Source organism: Actinomycetospora flava (genome assembly GCF_037400335.1).
GTDB classification, from domain to species: domain Bacteria; phylum Actinomycetota; class Actinomycetes; order Mycobacteriales; family Pseudonocardiaceae; genus Actinomycetospora; species Actinomycetospora flava.
Window position 1 is genome coordinate 1,088,040 of sequence record NZ_JBBEGM010000001.1, and the last position, 19,673, is coordinate 1,107,712.

General features: G+C 75.1%; 17 protein-coding genes and 1 pseudogene. 5 read left to right on the top strand and 13 right to left on the bottom strand.

Translation table 11 applies throughout. The annotated features are described in order from the left end of the window. From WCD58_RS05375 to WCD58_RS05385, 3 genes and pseudogenes are all read right to left on the bottom strand, one after another. Positions 1-240 (bottom strand): RNA-binding protein, encoded by a 240-nt coding sequence (locus tag WCD58_RS05375; protein ID WP_133824910.1) that lies wholly within the window; start codon positions 238-240, stop codon positions 1-3. Between the two features lie 58 nt (positions 241-298). Then, positions 299-631: pseudogene (gene rpsP, locus WCD58_RS05380) on the bottom strand (30S ribosomal protein S16); the annotation flags it as partial. Positions 632-757: 126 nt separating this feature from the next. Then, positions 758-1,510: a LamB/YcsF family protein gene (locus tag WCD58_RS05385; RefSeq protein ID WP_337700242.1), complete on the bottom strand. Its 753-nt coding sequence runs from the start codon at positions 1,508-1,510 to the stop codon at positions 758-760. Positions 1,511-1,571: 61 nt separating this feature from the next. Here WCD58_RS05385 and WCD58_RS05390 point away from each other — a divergent pair, with 61 nt between their 5' ends. Continuing rightward, positions 1,572-3,017, top strand: coding sequence for an MFS transporter (locus WCD58_RS05390; protein WP_337700245.1), 1,446 nt, complete (start codon positions 1,572-1,574; stop codon positions 3,015-3,017). A 68-nt stretch (positions 3,018-3,085) separates the two neighbouring features. Here the strand turns inward: WCD58_RS05390 and WCD58_RS05395 are convergent, their stop codons facing one another. Continuing rightward, positions 3,086-4,180 carry an amidohydrolase family protein gene (locus WCD58_RS05395; RefSeq protein WP_337700247.1) on the bottom strand — a complete coding sequence of 365 codons (1,095 nt, stop codon included), beginning with the start codon at positions 4,178-4,180 and terminating at the stop codon, positions 3,086-3,088. 38 nt (positions 4,181-4,218) lie between these two features. Here WCD58_RS05395 and WCD58_RS05400 point away from each other — a divergent pair, with 38 nt between their 5' ends. Next, complete coding sequence (locus WCD58_RS05400) at positions 4,219-4,629, top strand: MmcQ/YjbR family DNA-binding protein (RefSeq protein ID WP_337700249.1); 411 nt, start codon at positions 4,219-4,221, stop codon at positions 4,627-4,629. On the opposite strand, the gene ffh is transcribed toward WCD58_RS05400, so the two are convergent. The 8 genes from ffh to smc all read right to left on the bottom strand — a co-directional run bounded on the left by ffh (position 4,630) and on the right by smc (position 17,581). Beyond that, complete coding sequence (ffh, locus tag WCD58_RS05405) at positions 4,630-6,246, bottom strand: signal recognition particle protein (RefSeq protein ID WP_337700251.1); 1,617 nt, start codon at positions 6,244-6,246, stop codon at positions 4,630-4,632. Positions 6,247-6,341: 95 nt separating this feature from the next. Continuing rightward, the gene (locus WCD58_RS05410) at positions 6,342-8,804 is read right to left on the bottom strand and encodes a [protein-PII] uridylyltransferase (RefSeq protein ID WP_337700253.1); all 2,463 of its coding nucleotides are present in this window, start codon (positions 8,802-8,804) and stop codon (positions 6,342-6,344) included. A 96-nt stretch (positions 8,805-8,900) separates the two neighbouring features. After that, positions 8,901-9,239, bottom strand: a complete 339-nt coding sequence (locus WCD58_RS05415) for a P-II family nitrogen regulator (protein WP_133824904.1) — start codon at positions 9,237-9,239, stop codon at positions 8,901-8,903. A gap of 5 nt (positions 9,240-9,244) precedes the next feature. Further along, entirely contained in the window at positions 9,245-10,540 is a 1,296-nt protein-coding gene (locus WCD58_RS05420) for an ammonium transporter (RefSeq protein WP_337700261.1), read from the bottom strand. Between the two features lie 239 nt (positions 10,541-10,779). Then, on the bottom strand, positions 10,780-11,151 hold the full coding sequence (locus WCD58_RS05425) for a VOC family protein (RefSeq protein WP_337700263.1): 372 nt from the start codon (positions 11,149-11,151) through the stop codon (positions 10,780-10,782). 32 nt (positions 11,152-11,183) lie between these two features. Next, a complete protein-coding gene (gene ftsY / locus WCD58_RS05430; protein ID WP_444876314.1) occupies positions 11,184-12,911 on the bottom strand; it encodes a signal recognition particle-docking protein FtsY in 1,728 nt (575 codons plus the stop codon). Positions 12,912-13,159: 248 nt separating this feature from the next. After that, complete coding sequence (locus WCD58_RS05435) at positions 13,160-13,696, bottom strand: hypothetical protein (RefSeq protein WP_337700265.1); 537 nt, start codon at positions 13,694-13,696, stop codon at positions 13,160-13,162. A gap of 153 nt (positions 13,697-13,849) precedes the next feature. Then, positions 13,850-17,581, bottom strand: coding sequence for a chromosome segregation protein SMC (gene smc / locus WCD58_RS05440; protein WP_337700266.1), 3,732 nt, complete (start codon positions 17,579-17,581; stop codon positions 13,850-13,852). A gap of 117 nt (positions 17,582-17,698) precedes the next feature. On the opposite strand from smc, the gene WCD58_RS05445 reads away from it, so the two are divergent. Both WCD58_RS05445 and WCD58_RS05450 read left to right on the top strand, forming a co-directional pair. Beyond that, positions 17,699-18,148 carry an SRPBCC family protein gene (locus WCD58_RS05445; protein WP_337700268.1) on the top strand — a complete coding sequence of 150 codons (450 nt, stop codon included), beginning with the start codon at positions 17,699-17,701 and terminating at the stop codon, positions 18,146-18,148. Positions 18,149-18,215: 67 nt separating this feature from the next. Next, positions 18,216-18,440 (top strand): hypothetical protein, encoded by a 225-nt coding sequence (locus tag WCD58_RS05450; protein ID WP_337700270.1) that lies wholly within the window; start codon positions 18,216-18,218, stop codon positions 18,438-18,440. 3 nt (positions 18,441-18,443) lie between these two features. Here the strand turns inward: WCD58_RS05450 and WCD58_RS05455 are convergent, their stop codons facing one another. Continuing rightward, on the bottom strand, positions 18,444-18,986 hold the full coding sequence (locus WCD58_RS05455; RefSeq protein ID WP_337700272.1) for a helix-turn-helix transcriptional regulator: 543 nt from the start codon (positions 18,984-18,986) through the stop codon (positions 18,444-18,446). 165 nt (positions 18,987-19,151) lie between these two features. On the opposite strand from WCD58_RS05455, the gene WCD58_RS05460 reads away from it, so the two are divergent. Then, positions 19,152-19,643 (top strand): DUF1059 domain-containing protein, encoded by a 492-nt coding sequence (locus tag WCD58_RS05460; protein WP_337700274.1) that lies wholly within the window; start codon positions 19,152-19,154, stop codon positions 19,641-19,643. Positions 19,644-19,673: the final 30 nt, after the last annotated feature.

Genomic DNA, 19,673 nt, shown 5'->3' on the forward strand with positions numbered 1-19,673 from the left:
TCAGCGGTCGGTGTCGACGACGTCGACACGCACGCCGCGGCCGCCGATGCCGCCCACGACGGTGCGCAGCGCGGTGGCCGTGCGGCCGTTGCGGCCGATCACCTTCCCGAGGTCGTCGGGGTGGACCCGGACCTCGAGGGTGCGGCCGCGCCGGTTGGTGACGAGGTCGACCGCGACCTCGTCGGGGTGGGCGACGATGCCGCGCACGAGGTGCTCGAGCGCCTCGGCGAGCTCGCTCATCGAAGGGCTCCAGCTCCGCTGCGCTGCGTGTCGCTCACTCGGCGGAGCCGGAAACCTTGGCCAGCTCCTCGTTGAAGCGGGCCTGCTTGTCGACCTTCTCCGGCTGCGGCTTGAGCTTGCCCTCGGCGCCGGGGAGGCCCTTGAACTTCTGCCAGTCGCCGGTGACCTTGAGCAGGCCGTGGACCGGCTCGGTCGGGATGGCGCCGACGCCCAGCCAGTACTGCGCGCGCTCCGAGTCGATCTTGATGACGCTCGGGTTGCTCTTGGGGTGGTACTCGCCGATCGTCTCGATGACGCGGCCGTCGCGGCGGTTCTTCGCGTCGGCGATGACGACCCGGTAGTGCGGCTCGCGGATCTTGCCGATGCGGGCGAGCTTGATCTTGACTGCCACTGCTGTGGTACTCCTCGGTCGGTGTGTTCGGGGCCGCCCTGCCGAGGAGGACCTCCGGGGCGGCGTGCCCGCTCGTGCGCGGTCGCGGGTTCCCACGACAACTCGTCGATTGTGCCAGACGGCCCCTCAGGCGAACGGCGCGAGGGTGACCCCGGCGTCACGCAGGGCGTCCGCGACGCGCCGGGCCGCGCTCACCGCGCCCGGGCTGTCGCCGTGCAGGCACAGCGAGGCGGCCTCAATGGGGATCTCGGTGCCGTCGACGGCGACGATCACGCCGTCCGTGGCGAGGCGGCGGGCGCGCTCGACGACCGCGTCGGCGTCGGGCAGCAGCGCGCCGGGCTCGCGGCGCGGCACGAGCGTGCCCTCCGGGGTGTAGCCGCGGTCGCCGAACGCCTCGGCGTACGTGGTCAGGCCCTCCTCGGCCGCGCGGGCGAGGAACCGCGAGCCGGGCAGCCCGAGCACCGGCAGCCCGACGTGCTGCGCGGCCGCGACCACGGCGCGGGCCTGGGCGTCGTGGTGCACGACGGCGTTGTAAAGCGCGCCATGCGGCTTGAGGTAGGCGACCTCCCCGCCCGCCGCGCGCGTGAACTCCCGCAGCGCGCCGACCTGGTAGACGAGGTCGGCGGTGAGCTCGGCGGGGTCGACGTCGACGAACCGCCGCCCGAACCCCGCGAGGTCGCGGTACGACACCTGCGCGCCCACGGCCACGCCGCGCCCGACCGCCGCCGCGGCGACCCGCTGCATGGTCAGCGGGTCGCCCGCGTGGAACCCGCACGCCACGTTCGCCGACGTGATCACCTCGAGCAGCGCGTCGTCGTCGGTCAGCGACCAGATGCCGAAGCCCTCCGCGAGGTCGGCGTTGAGGTCGAGGGTGGCCATGACCGCCACCCTAGGCGCCCCAACTTGACCTCGAGTGCACTCCAGGGCGCAGTCTGTAGGGGTGAGTGATCCCCGGCCCCCGATGGTCGAGACCGCCGAGCACGTGGAGCACGCCCAGGAGGACCCGCCGGTCCGCGTCGGCCTGCTGCTCGGGGTGCTGCTGGTCGCGGTGGCGGTCGCGGTGCTCGCCAACAGCATGGTGCTCGTCCTGGTCCCCGAGATCGGCCGGGACTACGCCGCCTCCCCCGGCGGCCTGGCCTGGGTCGTCACCGCGTTCTCGCTGAGCTTCGCGGTCGCCACGCCCCTCTACGGGCGGATCGCCGACGTCTTCGGCGTGCGCCGGGTGTTCGCCGCCGGGATCGCGATCTTCCTCGTCGGCTCGGTGCTCGCGGGGCTGGCGCCGAGCATCGCCCTGCACCTCGTCGGGCGCGTGCTGCAGGGGCTCGGGAGCGCCGCGGTGCCCGCGCTCGGGTCGGTCGCGGTCGCGCGGTCGCTGCCGCCGGGCCGTCGCGGGTTCGGCTTCGGGATCGTCGGCACCGGTGTCGGCGCGGGCCAGGCGCTGGGGCCGCCGCTCGCCGGGTTCGTCGCCGAGCTCGCCGGGTGGCGCTGGCCGTTCATCGGGGCCGCGCTGCTCGTCGCGCCGCTGCTCGTCATCGCGCCGCGCGTGCTGCCCGACGGCCGGCAGAGCGCCGACCCGTCGTGGCGCCAGGTCGACCTCGTCGGCGGCGTGCTGCTCGGCGGCGCCGTGGGCCTGGCGCTCTTCGGGCTCACGCGCGCGCAGCAGGCGGGCATCGGTTCGCCCTCGACGTGGGGCGCGGTGCTCCTCGCGGCGCTGCTCGCCGGCGGGTTCGCGCTGCGCATCCGACGCACGCCCCGGCCGTTCGTGCCGCCGTCCCTGCTCACCCACGGCCCGTTCCTCACCGCGGTCGCGGTCGGGTTCCTCGCGATGTTCTGCTACCTCGGCACGATCCTGCTCGTGCCCCTGCTCGTCGCGACCGTCAACGGGCTCGGCGTCGGGCACGTCGGCCTGGTTCTGCTGCCCGGCGCGCTGGCGGTCGCCGCGCTGTCCTCGCCGGCGGGCCGGCTGTCGGATCGCCTCGGCCCGCGCCGTCTCGTCGGGATCGGCCTCACGCTGCTGCTCGTGGCGGTCGCGACGCTCTCGACCGCCGCCGGCGGGTCGGCGGTGCTGCTGTCCGGGGTGACGTTCGTGGTCGGGCTCGCGCTCGCGTCGATCACCTCACCGCTGATCAACGCTGTCGCCGCCGCGGTCCCGTTCGAGCACGCCGGCGTCGGGCTGGGCATCTACCAGGGCGCGTTCTTCCTCGGCGGCGGGACCGGCGCGGCGGTGCTGGGCACGGTGCTCGCGGCCCGCACCGCCGGCGGCGCCGGGTCCTGGAACCCGCTGCACGACGGCGCGGGCGCGGCGTTCTCCGACGCCCTGCTGGTGATCGCCGTCGTGCTCGTGGCGGCCATCGCGCTGTCGCGGCGCCTGCCCGCGCGCACCTGAGGAGGAGCGAGGGACTCCCTCGCTGCGTCCCACGGAGCCGGGGACGCCCTCGCTCCGCCCACGCCGGCTCAGCGCAGCGACACCCCGGCGCGCAGCACCAGCGTCGGCGCGCGCAGCACCTCCGGGTCGACGCGCGGGTCGTCGGTGGCGACGACGAGGTCCGCCGGCGCGCCGTCGACGAGCCCGGGACGGCCCAGCCAGGTCCGCGCGTCGCCGCACGCCGCGGCGAGCGCGCGCGCCGGCCCGAGCCCGACCCCCGCGAGCGCCACGATCTCGTCGACGATCTGCCCGTGCCCGATCCCGCCGCCGGCGTCGGTGCCCGCGAACACCGGCACGCCCGCCTCGATCGCGGCGGCGATCCGCCCCGGCGCGCGCCGGTACAGGTCGCGCATGTGGGCGCCGTAGCGGGGGAACTTCTCGCCCGCCGCGTCGGCGAAGCCCGGGAAGTTCTCCACGTTGATCATCGTCGGGACCAGCACCGTGCCCCGCTCGACCATCATCGCGATCGTCTCGTCGGTGAGCCCGGTGCCGTGCTCGATGCCGTCGATCCCCGCGCCGATGAGCCCCGGCAGCGCGTCCTCGCCGAAGACGTGGGCGGTGACCCGCGCGCCCTCGGCGTGCGCCGCGTCGATCGCCGCGCGCAGGACGTCGTCGGGCCACAGCGGCGCGAGGTCGCCCGCCTCGCGCTCGATCCAGTCGCCGACGAGCTTCACCCACGGGTTCGCGCGGGCGGTCGCGGCCACCGCGGCGGGCAGCTCGTCGGGCTCGACGTCGATCGGCAGCCCGCGGATGTAGCGCTTGGGACGGGCGAGGTGACGGCCGGCGCGGAGGATCTCCGGCATCCGCGGGTCGTCGTCGAGCGGGCTCGTGTCGATCGGGGAGCCGCAGTCGCGCAGCAGCAGCGCGCCGGAGGCGGCGTCGACGTGGCCCTGCGCGCGGGCCTCCTCGAGATCGACCGGGCCGTCGGGGCCGATGCCGACGTGGCAGTGCGCGTCGACCAGCCCGGGGAGGATCCAGCCGCCGTCGGCGACGGTCTCGGCGTCGGGCACCGGGTCGAGGCTGATGCGCCCCTCGGCGGTGACCCACAGCTCGCCGACGTGCTCACCCTCCGCGGTGCCGTCGAGCAGGACGCCGCGCAGGTGCAGGGCCGAGGGGATCGCCATGGCCGGGAGGGTAGCCAGCCGCGACCTAGGCTCGCCCCGTGAACCCCGCCCGCCTCCCTGCCCGCGTGGAGGACGTGCACGCCCTCGCCGCCGCGATGCCGCACGTCACCGCCCTCGAGGGTCCGAAGGGCAACACCGTCTACCAGGTCGGCGGGAAGTCGTTCGTGTTCTTCCGGACGCCCCAGCCGGACGCCCGCGACCCGGAGACCGGCGAGAAGTACCCCGACGTGATCATGTTCTGGGTCGAGACCGAGGAGGACAAGGACGCCCTCGTGCACGACGCGTCCACGCCGTTCTTCACCACGCCGCGCTTCGACGGCCACCTCTCGGTGCTCCTGCGCGCGGCGCACCTGGAGCGGATCTCGCGCGAGGAGCTCACCGAGATCGTGCAGGACGCCTGGCTGTCGCGGGCCTCGAACCGGCGGCGCGAGAAGTGGCTGAACAGCTAGCTACTTCCGCTTCTTCTTGTTGCCCTTCTTGCCGCCCCCGTTGCCGCGCCCGCCGCCGGCGTTGCCGGGGAAGGTCAGCGCGCCCGGGTCGAAGCCCGCGGGCAGCTCGTTCATGCCCGCGAGCGCCGGCGGGAGCTGGTTGAGGCCCGGGGTCTGGTAGCTGCCGACCGAGCGCTCGCCGCGGTCCTGGCTCCCCGTGCTCTCCTGCGCGATGCCCGCGATCGCCGGCATCTGCTTCGGTCCCTTGCGGCCCTTGACCGCGGCCTTCGCGGCCTGGCGCTTGCCCTTGCGGCCGCCGCCCATGCCGGGCAGGCCGAACTGGCCCGCCATGTTCTTCATCATCTTGCGGGCCTCGAAGAACCGCTCGACCAGCTGGTTGACGTCGCTGACGCCGACGCCGGAGCCGTTGGCGATCCGCAGCCGGCGCGACCCGTTGATGATCTTCGGGTCGGCGCGCTCGGCGGGCGTCATGCCGCGGATGATCGCCTGGACGCGGTCGAGGTGCTTCTCGTCGAGCCCGGCGAGCTGGTCCTTCATCTGGTTCGCGCCGGGCAGCATGCCCAGGACGTTCGCGATCGGCCCCATCTTGCGCACGGCCATCATCTGCTCGAGGAAGTCCTCGAGCGTCAGCTCGCCGGTCCCCATCTTGGCCGCGGCGGCCTCGGCCTGGCCCTCCTCGAAGGCCTGCTCCGCCTGCTCGATGAGGGTGAGGACGTCGCCCATGCCGAGGATGCGCGAGGCCATCCGGTCGGGGTGGAAGACGTCGAACTCGTCGAGCTTCTCGCCGTTGGACGCGAAGAGGATCGGCTCGCCGGTGACCTCGCGGACTGACAGCGCGGCGCCACCGCGGGCGTCGCCGTCGAGCTTGGTCAGCACGACACCGGAGAAGCCGACGCCGTCGCGGAACGCCTCGGCCGTGGTGACGGCGTCCTGGCCGACCATGGCGTCGAGCACGAACAGCGTCTCGTCGGGCGTGACGGCGTCGCGGATGTCCGCGGCCTGGCGCATCAGCTCCTCGTCGACACCGAGGCGGCCCGCGGTGTCGACGACGAGCACGTCGTACTGGCGGCTGCGCGCGTCGCCGACCGCCCGGCGGGCGACGTCCACCGGGTCGCCGACGCCGTTGCCGGGCTCGGGCGCGAACACCTCGACCCCGGCGCGCTCGCCGACGATCTGGAGCTGGTTGACCGCGTTGGGCCGCTGGAGGTCGCAGGCCGCGAGCATCGGGGTGTGGCCCTGGCTCTTGAGCCAGAACGCGAGCTTGCCGGCGAGCGTCGTCTTGCCAGAGCCCTGGAGGCCGGCGAGCATGATCACGGTCGGCGGGGTCTTCGCGAAGCGCAGCCGGCGGGTCTCGCCGCCGAGGATGCCGACGAGCTCCTCGTTGACGATCTTGACGACCTGCTGCGCCGGGTTCAGCGCCTCGGAGACCTCGGCGCCGCGCGCCCGCTCCTTGACCTGCTTGACGAAACCCCGCACCACGGGCAGGGCGACGTCGGCCTCGAGCAGCGCGATGCGGATCTCGCGACACGTCGTGTCGATGTCGGTCTCGGAGAGCCGACCCTTCCCGCGCAGGTCGGACAGGACCGACGTGAGGCGGTCGGACAGGGCGTCGAACACGGCGCTCGCACTCCTCGAGGTGTCGCTGGCGGCGCAAGGCAGACCCCGGCACGACATCACCGAGGGCGAACCCCCAGCCTAACGGTCGCGCCGGGTCACGCCGTCGAGGACCGCTCCGGAGCCGTCAGCCCGCTCACCGCCGCGGCCAGCACGACCTCCTCGACCTTGAGGCGCCGCTCCGGGTCGATCCCCTCGTGCTCGGCGGTCTCCAGGCAGAACGCGTCGAGCACCGAGCTGCCCAGCGTCGAGACCCGCGCCCACCGCACGTCGAGACCCTCGGCCTCCAGCGCCGCCGCCACGCGGTACAGCAGGCCGATGCGGTCGCTGGTGCGCAGCTCGAGCACCACGGCCCCGGTGGCCTCGTCGTCGAACCACAGGACGCGGCTCGGCGCCGGGGCCGGTCCGGGGCGGTCGTAGTCGCGCTCCTTGGCCTCGAGGCGCGACGGCAGGTCGAGCGACCCGCGCAGCACGCGCACGAGGTCCTCGCGCAGCAGAGACGCCTCGGGCAGGCGCCCGAAGCGCGGCGAGACGGTGAACGCGTCGACCGCGACGCCGTCGTGTTCGCCGAGGTCGGCGGTGTGCACCTGCAGCGAGTGCAGCGCCAGCACCCCGGCGGCGCGCGAGAGCAGGCCGGGGCGGTCGGGGGCGGCGACGGTCATGGTGATCGTGGTGAGCTCGCCCTCGCCGGTGACGGCCACCTCGGGGCGGCCGCTCTCCGCGACCTTCCGGGCGAGCGCGAGCGCCTCCTCCGACAGCGGCGACGGCCCGGGCGTCGGCTCGCCGGCCATGACGACGCGGCACCGCTTCACCAGGTCGCCCATCAGCGTCGCGCGCCACGGCGTCCACACGCCCGGCCCGGTGCCCAGCGAGTCGGCCTCGGCGAGGGCGTGCAGCAGCTCGAGCAGCACCGGGTCGGCGTCGAGGGTCTCCACGACGCGCTCGACGGTCGCCGGGTCCTCCGGGTCGCGCCGCGACGCGGTGTGCGGCAGCAGCAGGTGGTGGCGCACCATCGCCGCGAGGAGCTCCACGTCGGCGGGCCAGAGCCCGAGCCGCCGGCCGAGGTGGGCGGCCAGGCGCTCGCCGACCACCGAGTGGTCCTCGTCGCGGCCCTTGCCGATGTCGTGTACGAGCGCACCGAGCAGCAGCAGGTCGGGCCGCGAGACGCGCGTCGTCAGTTCGGCGGCGCGGCGGGTGACCTCGACGAGGTGGCGGTCGACGGTCCAGACGTGCTGGCGGTCGCGCGGGGGCAGGTCGCGCACGGCGCCCCACTCGGGGAACAGCCGCCCCCACAGGCCGGTGCGGTCGAGCGCCTCGATGACGTCGACCATGCCCTCGCCCGCCCCGAGCAGCGCCAGCAGCTCGGACAGGGCCGCGCGGGGCCACGGCTCGCGCAGCTCGGGGGCGGCGTCGGCCAGGCGGTGCAGGGTGCTCGCCGAGATCGGCAGCCGGGTGCGCGCCGCCGTCGCGGCCAGGCGCAGCACGAGTGCGGGGTCGCGGGAGACCTGGGCGTCGCGGGCGAGGACCACCTCGCCGCCGTGCTCCACCACGCCGTCGTCGAGCGGGCGGCGGGCGGGCGCGCGGCGCAGGGCGGCGAGGCCCCGGCGCGGCAGCGCGTTGCGCGCCGAGCGCAGGGCGGTGTCGGTGGCGAACACGACGGTGCGCGCGGCGCCGGACAGGGCCCGCGCGAGGTCGAAGCGGTCGCTGACGCCGAGCTCGCCCGCCGCGGCGGCGACCACCTCGTGGGCGTCCTCGGCCTGCATCACGTCGCGCGCCCGGCCGGCGCGGCGGTGCAGCTCGACGCGCAGGTCGAGCATGAGGCGGCGCGCGTCCTGGACGTCGACGGTGGGCCGGTCGACGAGCTGGGCCGCGGCGAGCGCGTCGAGCAGCTGGACGTCGCGCAGGCCGCCGTGGCCGTTCTTGAGGTCGGGCTCGATGCGGTGGGCGACCTCGCCGGAGCGCGACCACCGGGACTCGGTGGCGGCGACGAGGTCGTCGAAGCGGTTGCGGATGCCGGCGCGCCAGGCCTGGCGGGCGGTGGCGGCGAGGCGCTCGGCGAGCTCCGGGTCGCCCGCGAGGTAGCGGACCTCGAGCAGGCCCAGGGCCACCCGCAGGTCGGTGGTGGCGACCTCGATGGCCTCGCCGACGGTGCGCACCGAGTGGTCCAGCCCGATCCCGGCGTCCCACAGCGGGTACCAGAGCGCGTCGGCCACGCGGGAGATCTGCTCGCGGCCCCCCTTGCGCCCGCGGCCGTCGTGCACGAGCACGAGGTCGAGGTCCGAGTGCGGCGCGAGCTCCTTGCGGCCGAGCGCGCCGACCGCGACCAGCGCGGACCCCTCCCCCACCCCGACCGCCGCGGCGCGCGACGACAGCCAGAAGTCGTGCAGCTCGACCAGCGCCTCGCGCAGCGCGGCCGGCCCGAGCCGCCGTGCCCCCGCGGGCGGGTCGAGCAGCGCGGCGCGGGCCCGGACGAGGTCGACGGCGTCGCCGTTCGTCGTCCCGCGCTCGTCGTCGAGGCTCGACGGTCCCTCACCGTTCCGCCCCGCGTCCGCCACGGCCACCCTGTCCCCTCTCCGGTCCGCCTGTGACTGCGCCTGGATGACAGACGCCGGGCCCCCACATCCGCGGGGACCCGGCGCCGTCGTGTTGCCGAGCTCCTACAGGGCGTCCGCCCCGCGCTCGCCGGTGCGCACGCGCACCACGGTCTCGACCGGGGTCACCCAGACCTTGCCGTCACCGATCTTGCCGGTGCGGGCGGTCTCGGCGATCGCGTCGACGACCTTCTCCGCGGCGGTGTCGTCGGTGACGACCTCGATGCGGACCTTCGGCACGAAGTCCACGGAGTACTCCGCACCCCGGTAGACCTCGGTGTGGCCCTTCTGGCGGCCGTAGCCCTGGACCTCGCTGACGGTCATGCCCAGGACCCCGAGCTGCTCGAGAGCGCCCTTGACGTCCTCCAGCACGAACGGCTTGATGATCGCGGTCACCATCTTCATGTCGTTCAGCCCTCCTTGCCTGCGGTCGCGGTGACCTGCGTCGGGGCGGACAGGCTCGAGTGCGAGGAGCCGAGACCGCTGCCCCCGCTGCGCAGGCTCGAGAAGTCGTAGCCCGACTCGGCGTGCTCGCCCTCGTCGACACCCGCGGCCTCGCTGTCGTCCTCCACGCGCAGGCCCATGATGGCCTTGACGATGAGGGCGATGATGGCAGTCACGATGCCGCTGTAGGCGATGACCGCGACGGCCGCGATGGCCTGGATGCCGAGCTGGCTCCAGCCGCCGCCGTAGAAGACACCCGACACCTCGGACGGCGAGCCGTCCCAGGCGAAGAAGCCGATGAGCAGCGTGCCGACGAGACCGCCGACGAGGTGGACGCCGACGACGTCGAACGAGTCGTCGAAGCCGAGGCGGTACTTCAGGCCGACGCCGTAGGCGCAGGCGATGCCGGCGATGAAGCCGATGGCCATGGCGCCGAGCGGGGTCACCGCGGCGCAGGCCGGGGTGATGGCGACCAGGCCGGCGACGATGCCCGAGGCGGCGCCGAGCGAGGTGGCCTTGCCGTCGCGGATCTGCTCGATGATCAGCCAGCCGCAGATCGCGGTGCAGGTGGCGACGACGGTGTTGAGGAACGCGTAGGCGGCCGAGTAGTTCGCGACCGCGGCCGAACCGGCGTTGAAGCCGAACCAGCCGAACCACAGCAGACCGGCACCGAGCATGACCATCGTCAGGTTGTGCGGGCGCATGGCCTCACGCGGCCAGCCGCGGCGCTTGCCCAGGACGATGCAGAGCACGAGCGCGGCCGTACCGGCGTTGATGTGGACCGCCGTCCCACCGGCGAAGTCGATCGCACCGATGCCGTTGGCGATCCAGCCGGCGTCGAGGTCGAAGACCCAGTGGGCGATCGGGAAGTAGACCAGCGTCGCCCAGAGCAGGGAGAACACCATCCACGAGTTGAACTTCATGCGGTCCGCGGCGGCACCGGCGATGAGGCCCACCGTGAGGATCGCGAACATGGCCTGGAAGGCCACGAAGGCGATGTCGGGCAGACCGTCGGTCTGCACCGTCTCGGACAGCAGGCTCGAGAGCATGAAGTACTGGCCCGGGTTGCCGAGCAGGCCACCGCCGACGTCGTCACCGAACGAGAGCGAGTAGCCGAAGATCACCCACAGCACGCCCACCGTGGCGCACGTGCTGAAGACCATCATCATCATGTTGAGGACGCTCTTCGAGCGCGCCTGGCCGCCGTAGAACAGCGCCAGGCCTGGCGTCATGAGCAGGACCAGCGCAGTGCTGGTCAACATCCAGGCGATCGTACCGCTGTCGAGTTCCACGGCCAGCAGCTTCCCTTCTCGCGGGCACCGATTTCGAAGAGCGAGAATGCGCAGGCCGTGTTTCCGACGAGGACGCCGTTCGTTTCGTGGCAGTTAACAGCCCGCCTCTCGGTGTCACCATCATGTTTCGCGTCCGGCGTTACCGGACACCGGGAGACGTGCGTCATGACGGTGCGCGATGATCGGCCGCCCGATCGGAGCACACCCTCTCACCCCTCCCCGGCCAGCACGAGGCAGAAGGGGTTGCCGTCGGGGTCGAGGTAGACCCGGAACGTCGTGCCCGGCTGCGTCTCGGACTTGGTGGCCCCGGCGGCGAGCACCGCCGCCTCGCCCTCGTGGAGGTCGCCCACCTCGAGGTCGAGGTGAGCCTGGAGCGCGCCGTCCTGCGGCCACGCCGGGGCGCGTCGGGCCGGCGCGAGCTGGAACGCCAGCGTCGCCGCCCCGCCCGCGTCGAGCTCGACCCAGTCGTCGTCGGTCTGCTCGGCGATCGGGAGGCCGAGGAGCGTGGAGTAGAAGCGGGCGAGGGCGAGCGGGTCGGGGGTGTCGAAGGCGGTGAGCTGCAGGCGTGCGATCCCGGACATGGGTCGCACGGTAGGGGCGCGCCCCGACAGCGCTACTTCAGCAGGGCGTCCACGAAGGCGGCGGGCTCGAACGGCGCGAGGTCGTCCGGGCCCTCGCCGAGACCCACGAGCTTCACCGGGACCCCGAGCTCGCGCTGCACCTGGAACACGATCCCGCCCTTGGCGGTGCCGTCGAGCTTGGTGAGCACGACGCCGGTGACGTCGACGACCTCGCTGAACACCCGCGCCTGGGTCAGCCCGTTCTGGCCCGTGGTGGCGTCGAGGACGAGGAGGACCTCGTCGACCTCGGCCTGGCGCTCGACGACGCGCTTCACCTTGCCGAGCTCGTCCATCAGGCCCGTCTTGGTGTGCAGGCGGCCCGCGGTGTCGAGCAGGACCGCGTCGACGCCCGCGTCGGTGCCGCGCTTGACGGCGTCGAACGCGACGCTGGCGGGGTCGGCGCCCTCCTTGCCGCGCACCGTCTCGGCGCCGGCGCGCTCGCCCCACGTCGCGAGCTGCTCGGCGGCCGCGGCGCGGAAGGTGTCGGCGGCGCCGAGCATCACGACGTGCCCGCCGCCGACGAGGACGCGGGCGAGCTTGCCCGTGGTCGTGGTCTTGCCGGTGCCGTTGACCCCGGCCACGAGCACCACCGCCGGACGCCCGTCGTGGGCGAGCGCGCGCACCGAACGCTCCATGTCCGGCCCGAGCGCCTCGACGAGCACCTCGCGGAGCAGGTCGCGCGCCTGCTCGGGGGTGCGGACGCCGCGCGTGGCGATGCGCTCGCGCAGCTTGCCGACGATCTCCTGGGTGGTCGCCGAGCCGAGATCGGCCAGCAGCAGCGTGTCCTCGACCTCCTCCCACGAGTCCTCGTCGAGGTCCCCGGCGCCGAGCAGACCGAGCAGGCCCTGGCCGAGCGTCGACCGCGAGCGCCCCAGCCGGCCCCGCAGACGCTCGAGACGCCCCTCGGCGGAGGGGATCTCCTCGGGCGGCGCGGCGGGCGCGATCGTGGCCCCGGTCGAGGGGGCGACGGCCTCGGTCGCGGTGGTCGCGGTGGTCGCGGTGGTCCCGGTGGTCCCGGTGGTCCCGGTGGTCCCGGTGGTCGGGGGCGCTGGCGGGGTCTCCGGCGCGGTGGTCTCGGTGGTCTCGCGCTCGGCGGTCTCCGGCTCGGCGGCCTCGGGCGGGGCGGTCGCCTGCGGGCCGGCCTCGACCTCGGGCGCGGCGAGGGTGCCGGGGCCGGTGGTGGCAGTGTCCGGCTCGTCGGCCTCGTCCGGCTCGACGGGTGCCGGCGGTGCCGTAGCGGTCGTCGGCTCGGCAGTCGTCGATTCAGGGGCCGTCGGCTCGGCGGGGGGCGCGTCGGCCGCGGCGGGTGACGAGGTGCCCTGCGGGCCGCCGGTCTCGGGGCGCTCGGCGGGCGTCGGTTCGGGCGTCGGTTCGGGCGTCGGTTCGGGCGTCGGTTCGGGCGTCGGTTCGGGCGTCGGTTCGGGACGCGGGGGGGCGAGCGTGCCGCTGCCGCTGCCCGCGCTGAAGCTGAACCCGCCGCCCGCCTGGTACGAGCCCTTGGTGGGCTTGGCCTCCTCCTCCTGCTCCTCGGCGAGCGAGACCTGCCGGCGCCGGCGCAGGTAGAGCCCGACGCCCAGCACGATGAGCAGGACGACGACCACCGCGACCACCACGATCGTGGCGATCAGTCCGGGCGACAGCGCCCCGGGCGCCGCGACGGCGAGCGCCGGGTCGGGTGCGGCGAGGTCGAGCGGGGAGGTCAGCGACGAGCGGGGCGACACGCCGGCCAGTCTCCCAGCCGCGCACGGCGGCGGCGCGCGGCCGGGTGGGACCGCCGGCAGGGCACGTCGGCTTTCGTGGGAACGCTTCGCGGATCGAAGCATCGTGCGGGCGAGGCGGAGGGTGACCGCCCCGCGCCCGCCCGCGCCCACCTCAGGTGATCACGGGCGTTCCCGTGCACCTCGCGCGCGTCACCAGGTGCACCACGCCGCCCATGATCACCGGGCCGGGCACGGGCAGGCGCCAGGCGTCAGGCCACGAGCGGGACGACCGCCAGCACGAGCAGTCCGAGGGCCGCGAGGACGGCGACACCGCCCAGGGCCAGCAGCGCCGCGCACACCGCGAACCCGGCGGTGCGCTGGCGGGCGGGCCCCAGCGAGCCGGCGAGGCGCGGCAGGGCGGGTGCGCGGTAGAAGACCTCGACGGTGTTGCCCGCGCACACCGGCACCGCGTCGGCGACATGGCCCCAGGAGCGGCGGCCGGTGCGCCCGTGCTCGACCTCGATCTCCACGAGGTGCCGGCCCGCGGGCAGGTCGATCGGCGTGCGGCCCCACGCGAAGCGCCACGGGTAGCCGTCGACGCTCACCGCGACCCGGCGCGCGCCGAGGTGCGGGCAGAGGCGGGAGTAGGAGCTGTCGATCACCAGGCGGCCGGGGGCGAGCTCGACGGCGGCGGAAGGAGCCGGCGTCCGGACGACCGTCCGCAGCGGCACCAGCGGGCCCGACGGCGCCCCGGTCTCCCGGCGGGCGTGCCGGCCGGAGGGTGCACTGTCCCGCACCGCCGTCATGTCGCCCCCCGGTCAGCTCCAGCCCGCTCGCAGCGCTCTCACCTGCACGGTAGAGGCGCGGGTCGCGGCCCGGGAGGCCACGACAGCGTCGTCCTCGACCCCCGATCAGGAGCGCCGCTGATACTCAGCGCAACGTAGCAGCACGCAGAGTGATCACGACGGGGTGGTCCCGGCATACGGTCCGGGCGCATCCGCGCCGCGCAGGCGTTGCGAGATGACAGCGGTGATCCCGTCACCTCTCATGCTCACGCCGTAGAGCGCGTCCGCGATCTCCATCGTGGGCTTCTGGTGCGTGATGATGACCAGCTGCGAGTTGCGGCGGAGCTCCGCGAGCAGGCCGATGAGCCGCCGCAGGTTGGCGTCGTCGAGCGCCGCCTCGACCTCGTCCATGACGTAGAACGGCGAGGGGCGCGCCCGGAAGATCGCGACCAGCATGGCCACGGCCGTCAGCGACTTCTCGCCGCCGGAGAGCAGCGAGAGCCGCTTGACCTTCTTGCCCGGCGGGCGCGCCTCCACCTCGACGCCGGTGGCCAGCAGGTCGTCGGGGTCGGTGAGCACGAGCCGGCCGTCGCCGCCGGGGAACAGCACGGGGAACACCGCCTCGAACTCCCGCGCCACGTCGGCGAAGGCCGTCGCGAAGACCTCGAGGATCGTGGCGTCGACCTGCGAGACCACCTCGAGCAGGTCCTTGCGGCTGTTCTTGACGTCCTCGAGCTGCGTGGACAGGAAGCGGTAGCGCTCCTCGAGCGCCGCGTACTCCTCGAGGGCGAGCGGGTTGACCTTGCCGAGCTGGCCGAGCTCCTTCTCCGCGCGCTGCGCCCGGCGCTGCTGGGTGGCGCGGTCGAACGGCTCGGGCGGGGGCATGACGACCTGCTCGCCGCGCTCGCGGGCCGCCTCGACCTCGGCGACCTCGCCGGCCGGCGGCGGGATCGGGACGTCGGGGCCGTACTCGGTGACGAGGTCGGAGAGCCCGATCCCGAACCGCTCGCCGATCCCGGCCTCCATCTGCTGCAGGCGCGTGCGCTGCTCGGCGCGCACGACCTCGTCGCGGTGCACGGCGTCGGTGAGGCGCTCGAGCGACGCCTGCAGCTCCCGCTGCCGCTCGCGGGCGGAGTCGAGCTCCCCGGCCCGCGCCGTGCGCACGGCCGCGGCGGCGTCGCGGGCCTCGGCGGCGCGGGCGAGCGAGGTCTGCAGGCGCGCCAGGGCGTCCTCGCCGTGCCGCACCGCCTCCTCGGTGAGCGCGGCGACCCGCGCGCGCTCGCGGGCCCGTTCCTCCGCCCGCGCCCGGGCCTCGCGCTCGCCCTCCGCGCGCCGGCGCATCCCCTCGGCGCGTCCCGCGACGGCGCGCAGGCGCTCCTCGGCGGTGCGCAGGGCCAGGCGGCCGTCGACCTCGGCGGCGCGCGCGGCGGTCAGCGCGGCGGACGCCCGCTCGCGCTCCGCCGCGTGGTCCTCCGCGTCCGCGCCCGCGGCCCCGCCGTCCAGGTCGGCGGCCTCGTCCTGCGCCATCGCGAGCCGCTCGGTGAGGTCGTCGAGCTCGTCGCGGCGCTCGTCGCGGGTGGCCTCGACCGCAGCGCGCCGCTCGATGAGGCGCTGGGACTCCGCCTCCGCGGCGCGCACCGTCTCGGACAGGCGGCCGTGGCGGCGCGCGGCGTCGGCGCGCGCGGCGTCGTCGGCCGCGCGGCGGGCGTCGGCGGCGCGGCGGGCCTCGGCGTCGGCGCGGCGGCGGTCGTCGCGGACCTGGCGGGCGACCCCGACCTCGGCGCGGGCGGCCGACTCGGCCTCGCGGGCCGCGTCGAGCGCCGCGCCGGCCTCGCGGACGTGGCGCTCGGCGGCGGCGAGCCGGTCGCCGGCCTCGTCGGCGGCGGCCTGCATCTCGAGCAGGCTCTGGTTGCCCGAGGGGCCGCCGGCCGCCCAGTCGGCGCCGAGCAGGTCGCCGCCGCGGGTGACGGCGCGCAGGTGCGGGTGGTCGCGCACGACGACGCGGGCAGCGGCCCGGTCGTCGACGACCACGACGCCGGCCAGCACGCGCGCGACGGCGCCGGCGAGCTCGTCGGGGGCGCGCACGAGGTCGGCGGCCCAGCGCGTGCCCGCGGGAGCTTCACCGGGCGACGGGGGCACGCCCTCTCCCCCGCCCACCAGCAGCCCGGCGCGTCCGCCCTCGGTGTCGTGGAGCCGGTCCAGCGCGTCGGCGGCGGCCTCCGGCCCGCGCACGGCGACCGCGTCGGCGGCGGGCCCGAGCGCCGCGGTGACCGCGTCCTCGTCGCCGCTGTCCACGCGCAGCAGCGCGGCGACGGACCCGAGCACCCCGGGCACCGGGTCGGCGGCCGCGAGCAGGGCACCGGCGCCGTCGCGGCGGGTCAGACCGAGGGCGAGCGCGTCGGTGCGGGCCTGCCAGTGGGCGCGGTCGCGCTCGGCGTCGCGGTGCGCGGCACCGGCGGTGTCGACGGCGGCCCGGGCGGCCTCGTGGCGCTCGACGGCGGCGTCGAGGGCGGCCTCGGGGTCCGGGGACTCGTCGTCGGCGACGTCGCCGGGCTCGTCCGGCAGATGTTCGGCGCTCTCCGGCGCAGGACCCGTCTCGTCCTCCACCGCGGCCAGCTCCTCGCGGGCGAGGGCGGCGCGCTCGTCGGCCTCGGTCAGCGAGGTCGCGATCTGCTCGAGCTCCTCGGTGGACGACGCCAGGCGCCCGCGCAGCGTCTCGACCTGGCCGGCGAGCCGGGCCACGCCCTCGCGCCGGTCGGCGGCGGCGCGCGTGGCGGCGGCGAGGCGGCGGTCGGCGGCGGTCAGGGCGTCCTCGGCCTGCTCGCGGCCCTCGGCGTGCGCCTCGAGGGTGGCGCGGGCCTCGGCGACCTCGGTCTCGAGGGCGGCCTCGTGCTCGGCCGCCTCGCCCGCGCGGCGCTCGAGCTCGTCGGGGTCGGGGCCGGCCGGCGCGTCCTCGGCGGTCGCGACGTGCCGGTGGCGCTCGGCGGCCAGCGCGACGGTGCCGCGCAGGCGCTCCTGCAGCGCGGAGAGCCGGTACCAGCCCTCCTGCGCGCGGGTGTGCGCCGGCGTCGCGGCCTCGACCGCGGTCTCCAGCTCCGTGACGCGGGAGCCCACCTCGGCGAGCGACCGCTCGGTCTCGTCGCGGCGCCGGCGGGCGGCGTCCTCGTCGGCCTGCTCGCGGGAGATGGTGGTGCGCAGGGTGACCAGGTCGTCGGCGGCGAGACGCAGCCGGGCGTCGCGCAGGTCGGCCTGGATGGTCTGGGCGCGCCGCGCGATCTCGGCCTGGCGCCCGAGCGGCTTGAGCTGGCGCCGCAGCTCGGTGGTGAGGTCGGACAGGCGGGTGAGGTTCGCCTGCATCGCCTCGAGCTTGCGCAGCGCCTTCTCCTTGCGCTTGCGGTGCTTGAGGACGCCGGCGGCCTCCTCGATGAACGCCCGGCGCTCCTCGGGGCGCGACTGCAGGATGGTGTCGAGCTGGCCCTGGCCGACGAGGACGTGCAGCTCGCGGCCGATGCCCGAGTCGGAGAGCAGCTCCTGGACGTCGAGCAGGCGGCAGCTGCTCCCGTTGATCTCGTACTCGCCCGCGCCGGACCGGAACACGCGCCGGGTGATCGACACCTCGGCGTACTCGATCGGCAGCGCACCGTCGGCGTTGTCGATGGTCAGCGTGACCTCGGCGCGGCCCAGCGGGGCGCGGCCCGAGGTGCCGGCGAAGATGACGTCCTCCATCTTGCCGCCGCGCAGGGCCTTGGCCCCCTGCTCGCCCAGCACCCAGCTGATGGCGTCGACGACGTTGGACTTGCCGGAGCCGTTGGGCCCGACCACGCACGTGATGCCCGGCTCGAAGCGCAGCGTCGTGGAGGACGCGAAGGACTTGAAGCCCTTCAGCGTGAGGCTCTTCAGGTGCACGCCCGGTCCTCCTCCCCCGCCCCGGGTGCCGATGAGACGCTACGCGAGCCGCGAAACGTCGGTTGCGTCGCATCCGCGCCCGTTTCGGGCCCGGGGTCACCCGCCAACCCCGGTGCCATGGCTACCGCAACGCACTACCTCGAGGTCAACGCCCCGGCCGCGCAGTGCTACCAGTGGTGGCGGCCGCTGACCCACCTGCCGCAGATCCTGGACGACGTGAAGTCCGTCGAGCCGAAGAGCGGCAACGCGGACGTCACGCACTGGGTCGTCGACGGCCCGCTCGGCAAGCAGATCGAGTGGGACGCGAAGATCATCGACGAGGAGACCGACCGCAAGATCGCGTGGAAGTCGCTCGAGGAGAGCAACAACCACGTCGAGACCGGCGGCGCGGTGCGCTTCGACCCGCACGGCGACACGACCGGCGTCGAGGTCAGCCTCCACGTGACCACGCCGGGTGGCGCCGCGGGCGATGCCGTCGCGAAGCTCTTCGACGACCCGCAGAAGAAGATCGAGAAGGCGCTCGAGGAGTTCAAGCAGCTCATGGAGCGCTCCTCGCAGAACGTCTGAGCACGCCGCTCGTCGTCCGGGCCCCGCACCCTCGCGGTGCGGGGCCCGACGTGTCTACGCTCGCCGTGTGAGCGAGCGGGAGACCGAGCCGGGATACACCGAGGACGGCGTGCCCACGTTCGAGCACGTCCGCGAGACGATCGAGCGCCGCTCCGCGACCGCCGCCGGCTACGAGGAGCTCGTCGCCGACAGCCCCGCGGGGCGCGAGCGGGCCGAGCGCGAGGCCGACCACGACGCCGCCGCCCGCGACAAGCTCGAGGAGATCCGCCGCTCCGTGCGCGGCGACGGCTGACAGTCAGGCCGGCGGGACGGCCAGGCGCAGGGCCGCCGACGTGCGGTCGTGCACGCCGAGCGCCGCGTAGGCGTTCTCGAGGTGCTTGCCGACGGTCCGGCGGCTGATCCCGAGCTCGTGGGCGATCGCCGCGTCCGTCGCCCCGCGCGCCACCCGCGCGACCACGGCCTGCTCGCGCACGGTCAGGGCCCGCAGCGGCGGGCCGTGCGCGACCCGCCAGAGCGCGTCGGCGAGGTGCGGGCGCACGAGGTGGAGCAGGGCGAGGTCGCGGTCGGTGAAGTCGGCGGGGCCGGCGCGGTGCACGGCCACGGACGCCTCCCCGCCCTGTCGCCGGAGGACCAGGACGGCCCGGCGATCCACCCCCGGCGCGCGGCCGGCGGGCCAGGTGAACGGGCGCCCGTCGAAGCCGGTGGCGGTCACGGCCTCGCCGGACACCAGCGCGGCGAGCCCGGGCCAGACGGTGCGGTCGAGGTCCGCGCCCGTGCGCGCGCCGGCGACCGCCGCGGCGAGGTCGAGGGCCGCGCACAGGGTTCGCTCGGCGGTCATGGGCACCAGTCCGGTGAACGGGTCACCGAGTGTCGCGCGGCTCGTGGCCGACCGGCAGTCGTCGTCACCCGGACGGCCTACGGAGGCCTCCGTATCGAGCACGCGCGCCGCACAGGACTTGACTGATCCTCCGCCGTCCGTGCGACACCGGCCAGGAGGTCCGCCATGACACGCCGCATGCTCGACTGCCGTGAGGTGCCCAGCGAGAACGACTGCACGCTGACCCTCATCGGCGAGGAGGACGAGGTCCTCGAGGCCGGGGCGGCGCACGCGGTCGCCGTGCACGGGCACACCGACGGCAAGGAGCTGCGCGCCGGGCTCCGTCAGCACCTGCGCGAGGCCCCGCAGGCGACGGGAGCGGGCGCGTTCGTGCAGCTCATCGAGTTCCGGACCCGGCAGTACGACCAGATGGACATGCTCATCGACGGCTGGATGTCCGAGATCGGCGCCGACCGCACCGCGCAGTGGATGGTGATGAGCCGCGACCTCGACCGTCCCGACACCTACGTCGAGGTCGTCGAGTTCCCCAGCGCCGAGGCGGCCCGGAAGAACTCCGAGAGCCCGGTGACGTCGGCGTTCGCGAGCAAGATGACGGGCCTGTGCGAGGGCCCCGTCGGCTTCCGCAACCTCGAGGTCGTCCGCGCCGAGACGCCATGACCCCTGTGTGCGTGATCTTCTGAGCGATAG

Excerpts from the sequence above, each read along its gene's own strand:
- WCD58_RS05375 (WP_133824910.1), bottom strand. The coding sequence starts at position 240 with ATGAGCGAGCTCGCCGAGGCGCTCGAGCACCTCGTGCGCGGCATCGTC.
- WCD58_RS05385 (WP_337700242.1), bottom strand. The coding sequence starts at position 1,510 with ATGGCCACCCTCGACCTCAACGCCGACCTCGCGGAGGGCTTCGGCATC.
- WCD58_RS05395 (WP_337700247.1), bottom strand. The coding sequence starts at position 4,180 with ATGGCGATCCCCTCGGCCCTGCACCTGCGCGGCGTCCTGCTCGACGGC.
- WCD58_RS05415 (WP_133824904.1), bottom strand. The coding sequence starts at position 9,239 with ATGAAGATGGTGACCGCGATCATCAAGCCGTTCGTGCTGGAGGACGTC.
- WCD58_RS05420 (WP_337700261.1), bottom strand. The coding sequence starts at position 10,540 with ATGTTGACCAGCACTGCGCTGGTCCTGCTCATGACGCCAGGCCTGGCG.
- WCD58_RS05425 (WP_337700263.1), bottom strand. The coding sequence starts at position 11,151 with ATGTCCGGGATCGCACGCCTGCAGCTCACCGCCTTCGACACCCCCGAC.
- WCD58_RS05435 (WP_337700265.1), bottom strand. The coding sequence starts at position 13,696 with ATGACGGCGGTGCGGGACAGTGCACCCTCCGGCCGGCACGCCCGCCGG.
- WCD58_RS05445 (WP_337700268.1), top strand. The coding sequence starts at position 17,699 with ATGGCTACCGCAACGCACTACCTCGAGGTCAACGCCCCGGCCGCGCAG.
- WCD58_RS05455 (WP_337700272.1), bottom strand. The coding sequence starts at position 18,986 with ATGACCGCCGAGCGAACCCTGTGCGCGGCCCTCGACCTCGCCGCGGCG.
- WCD58_RS05460 (WP_337700274.1), top strand. The coding sequence starts at position 19,152 with ATGACACGCCGCATGCTCGACTGCCGTGAGGTGCCCAGCGAGAACGAC.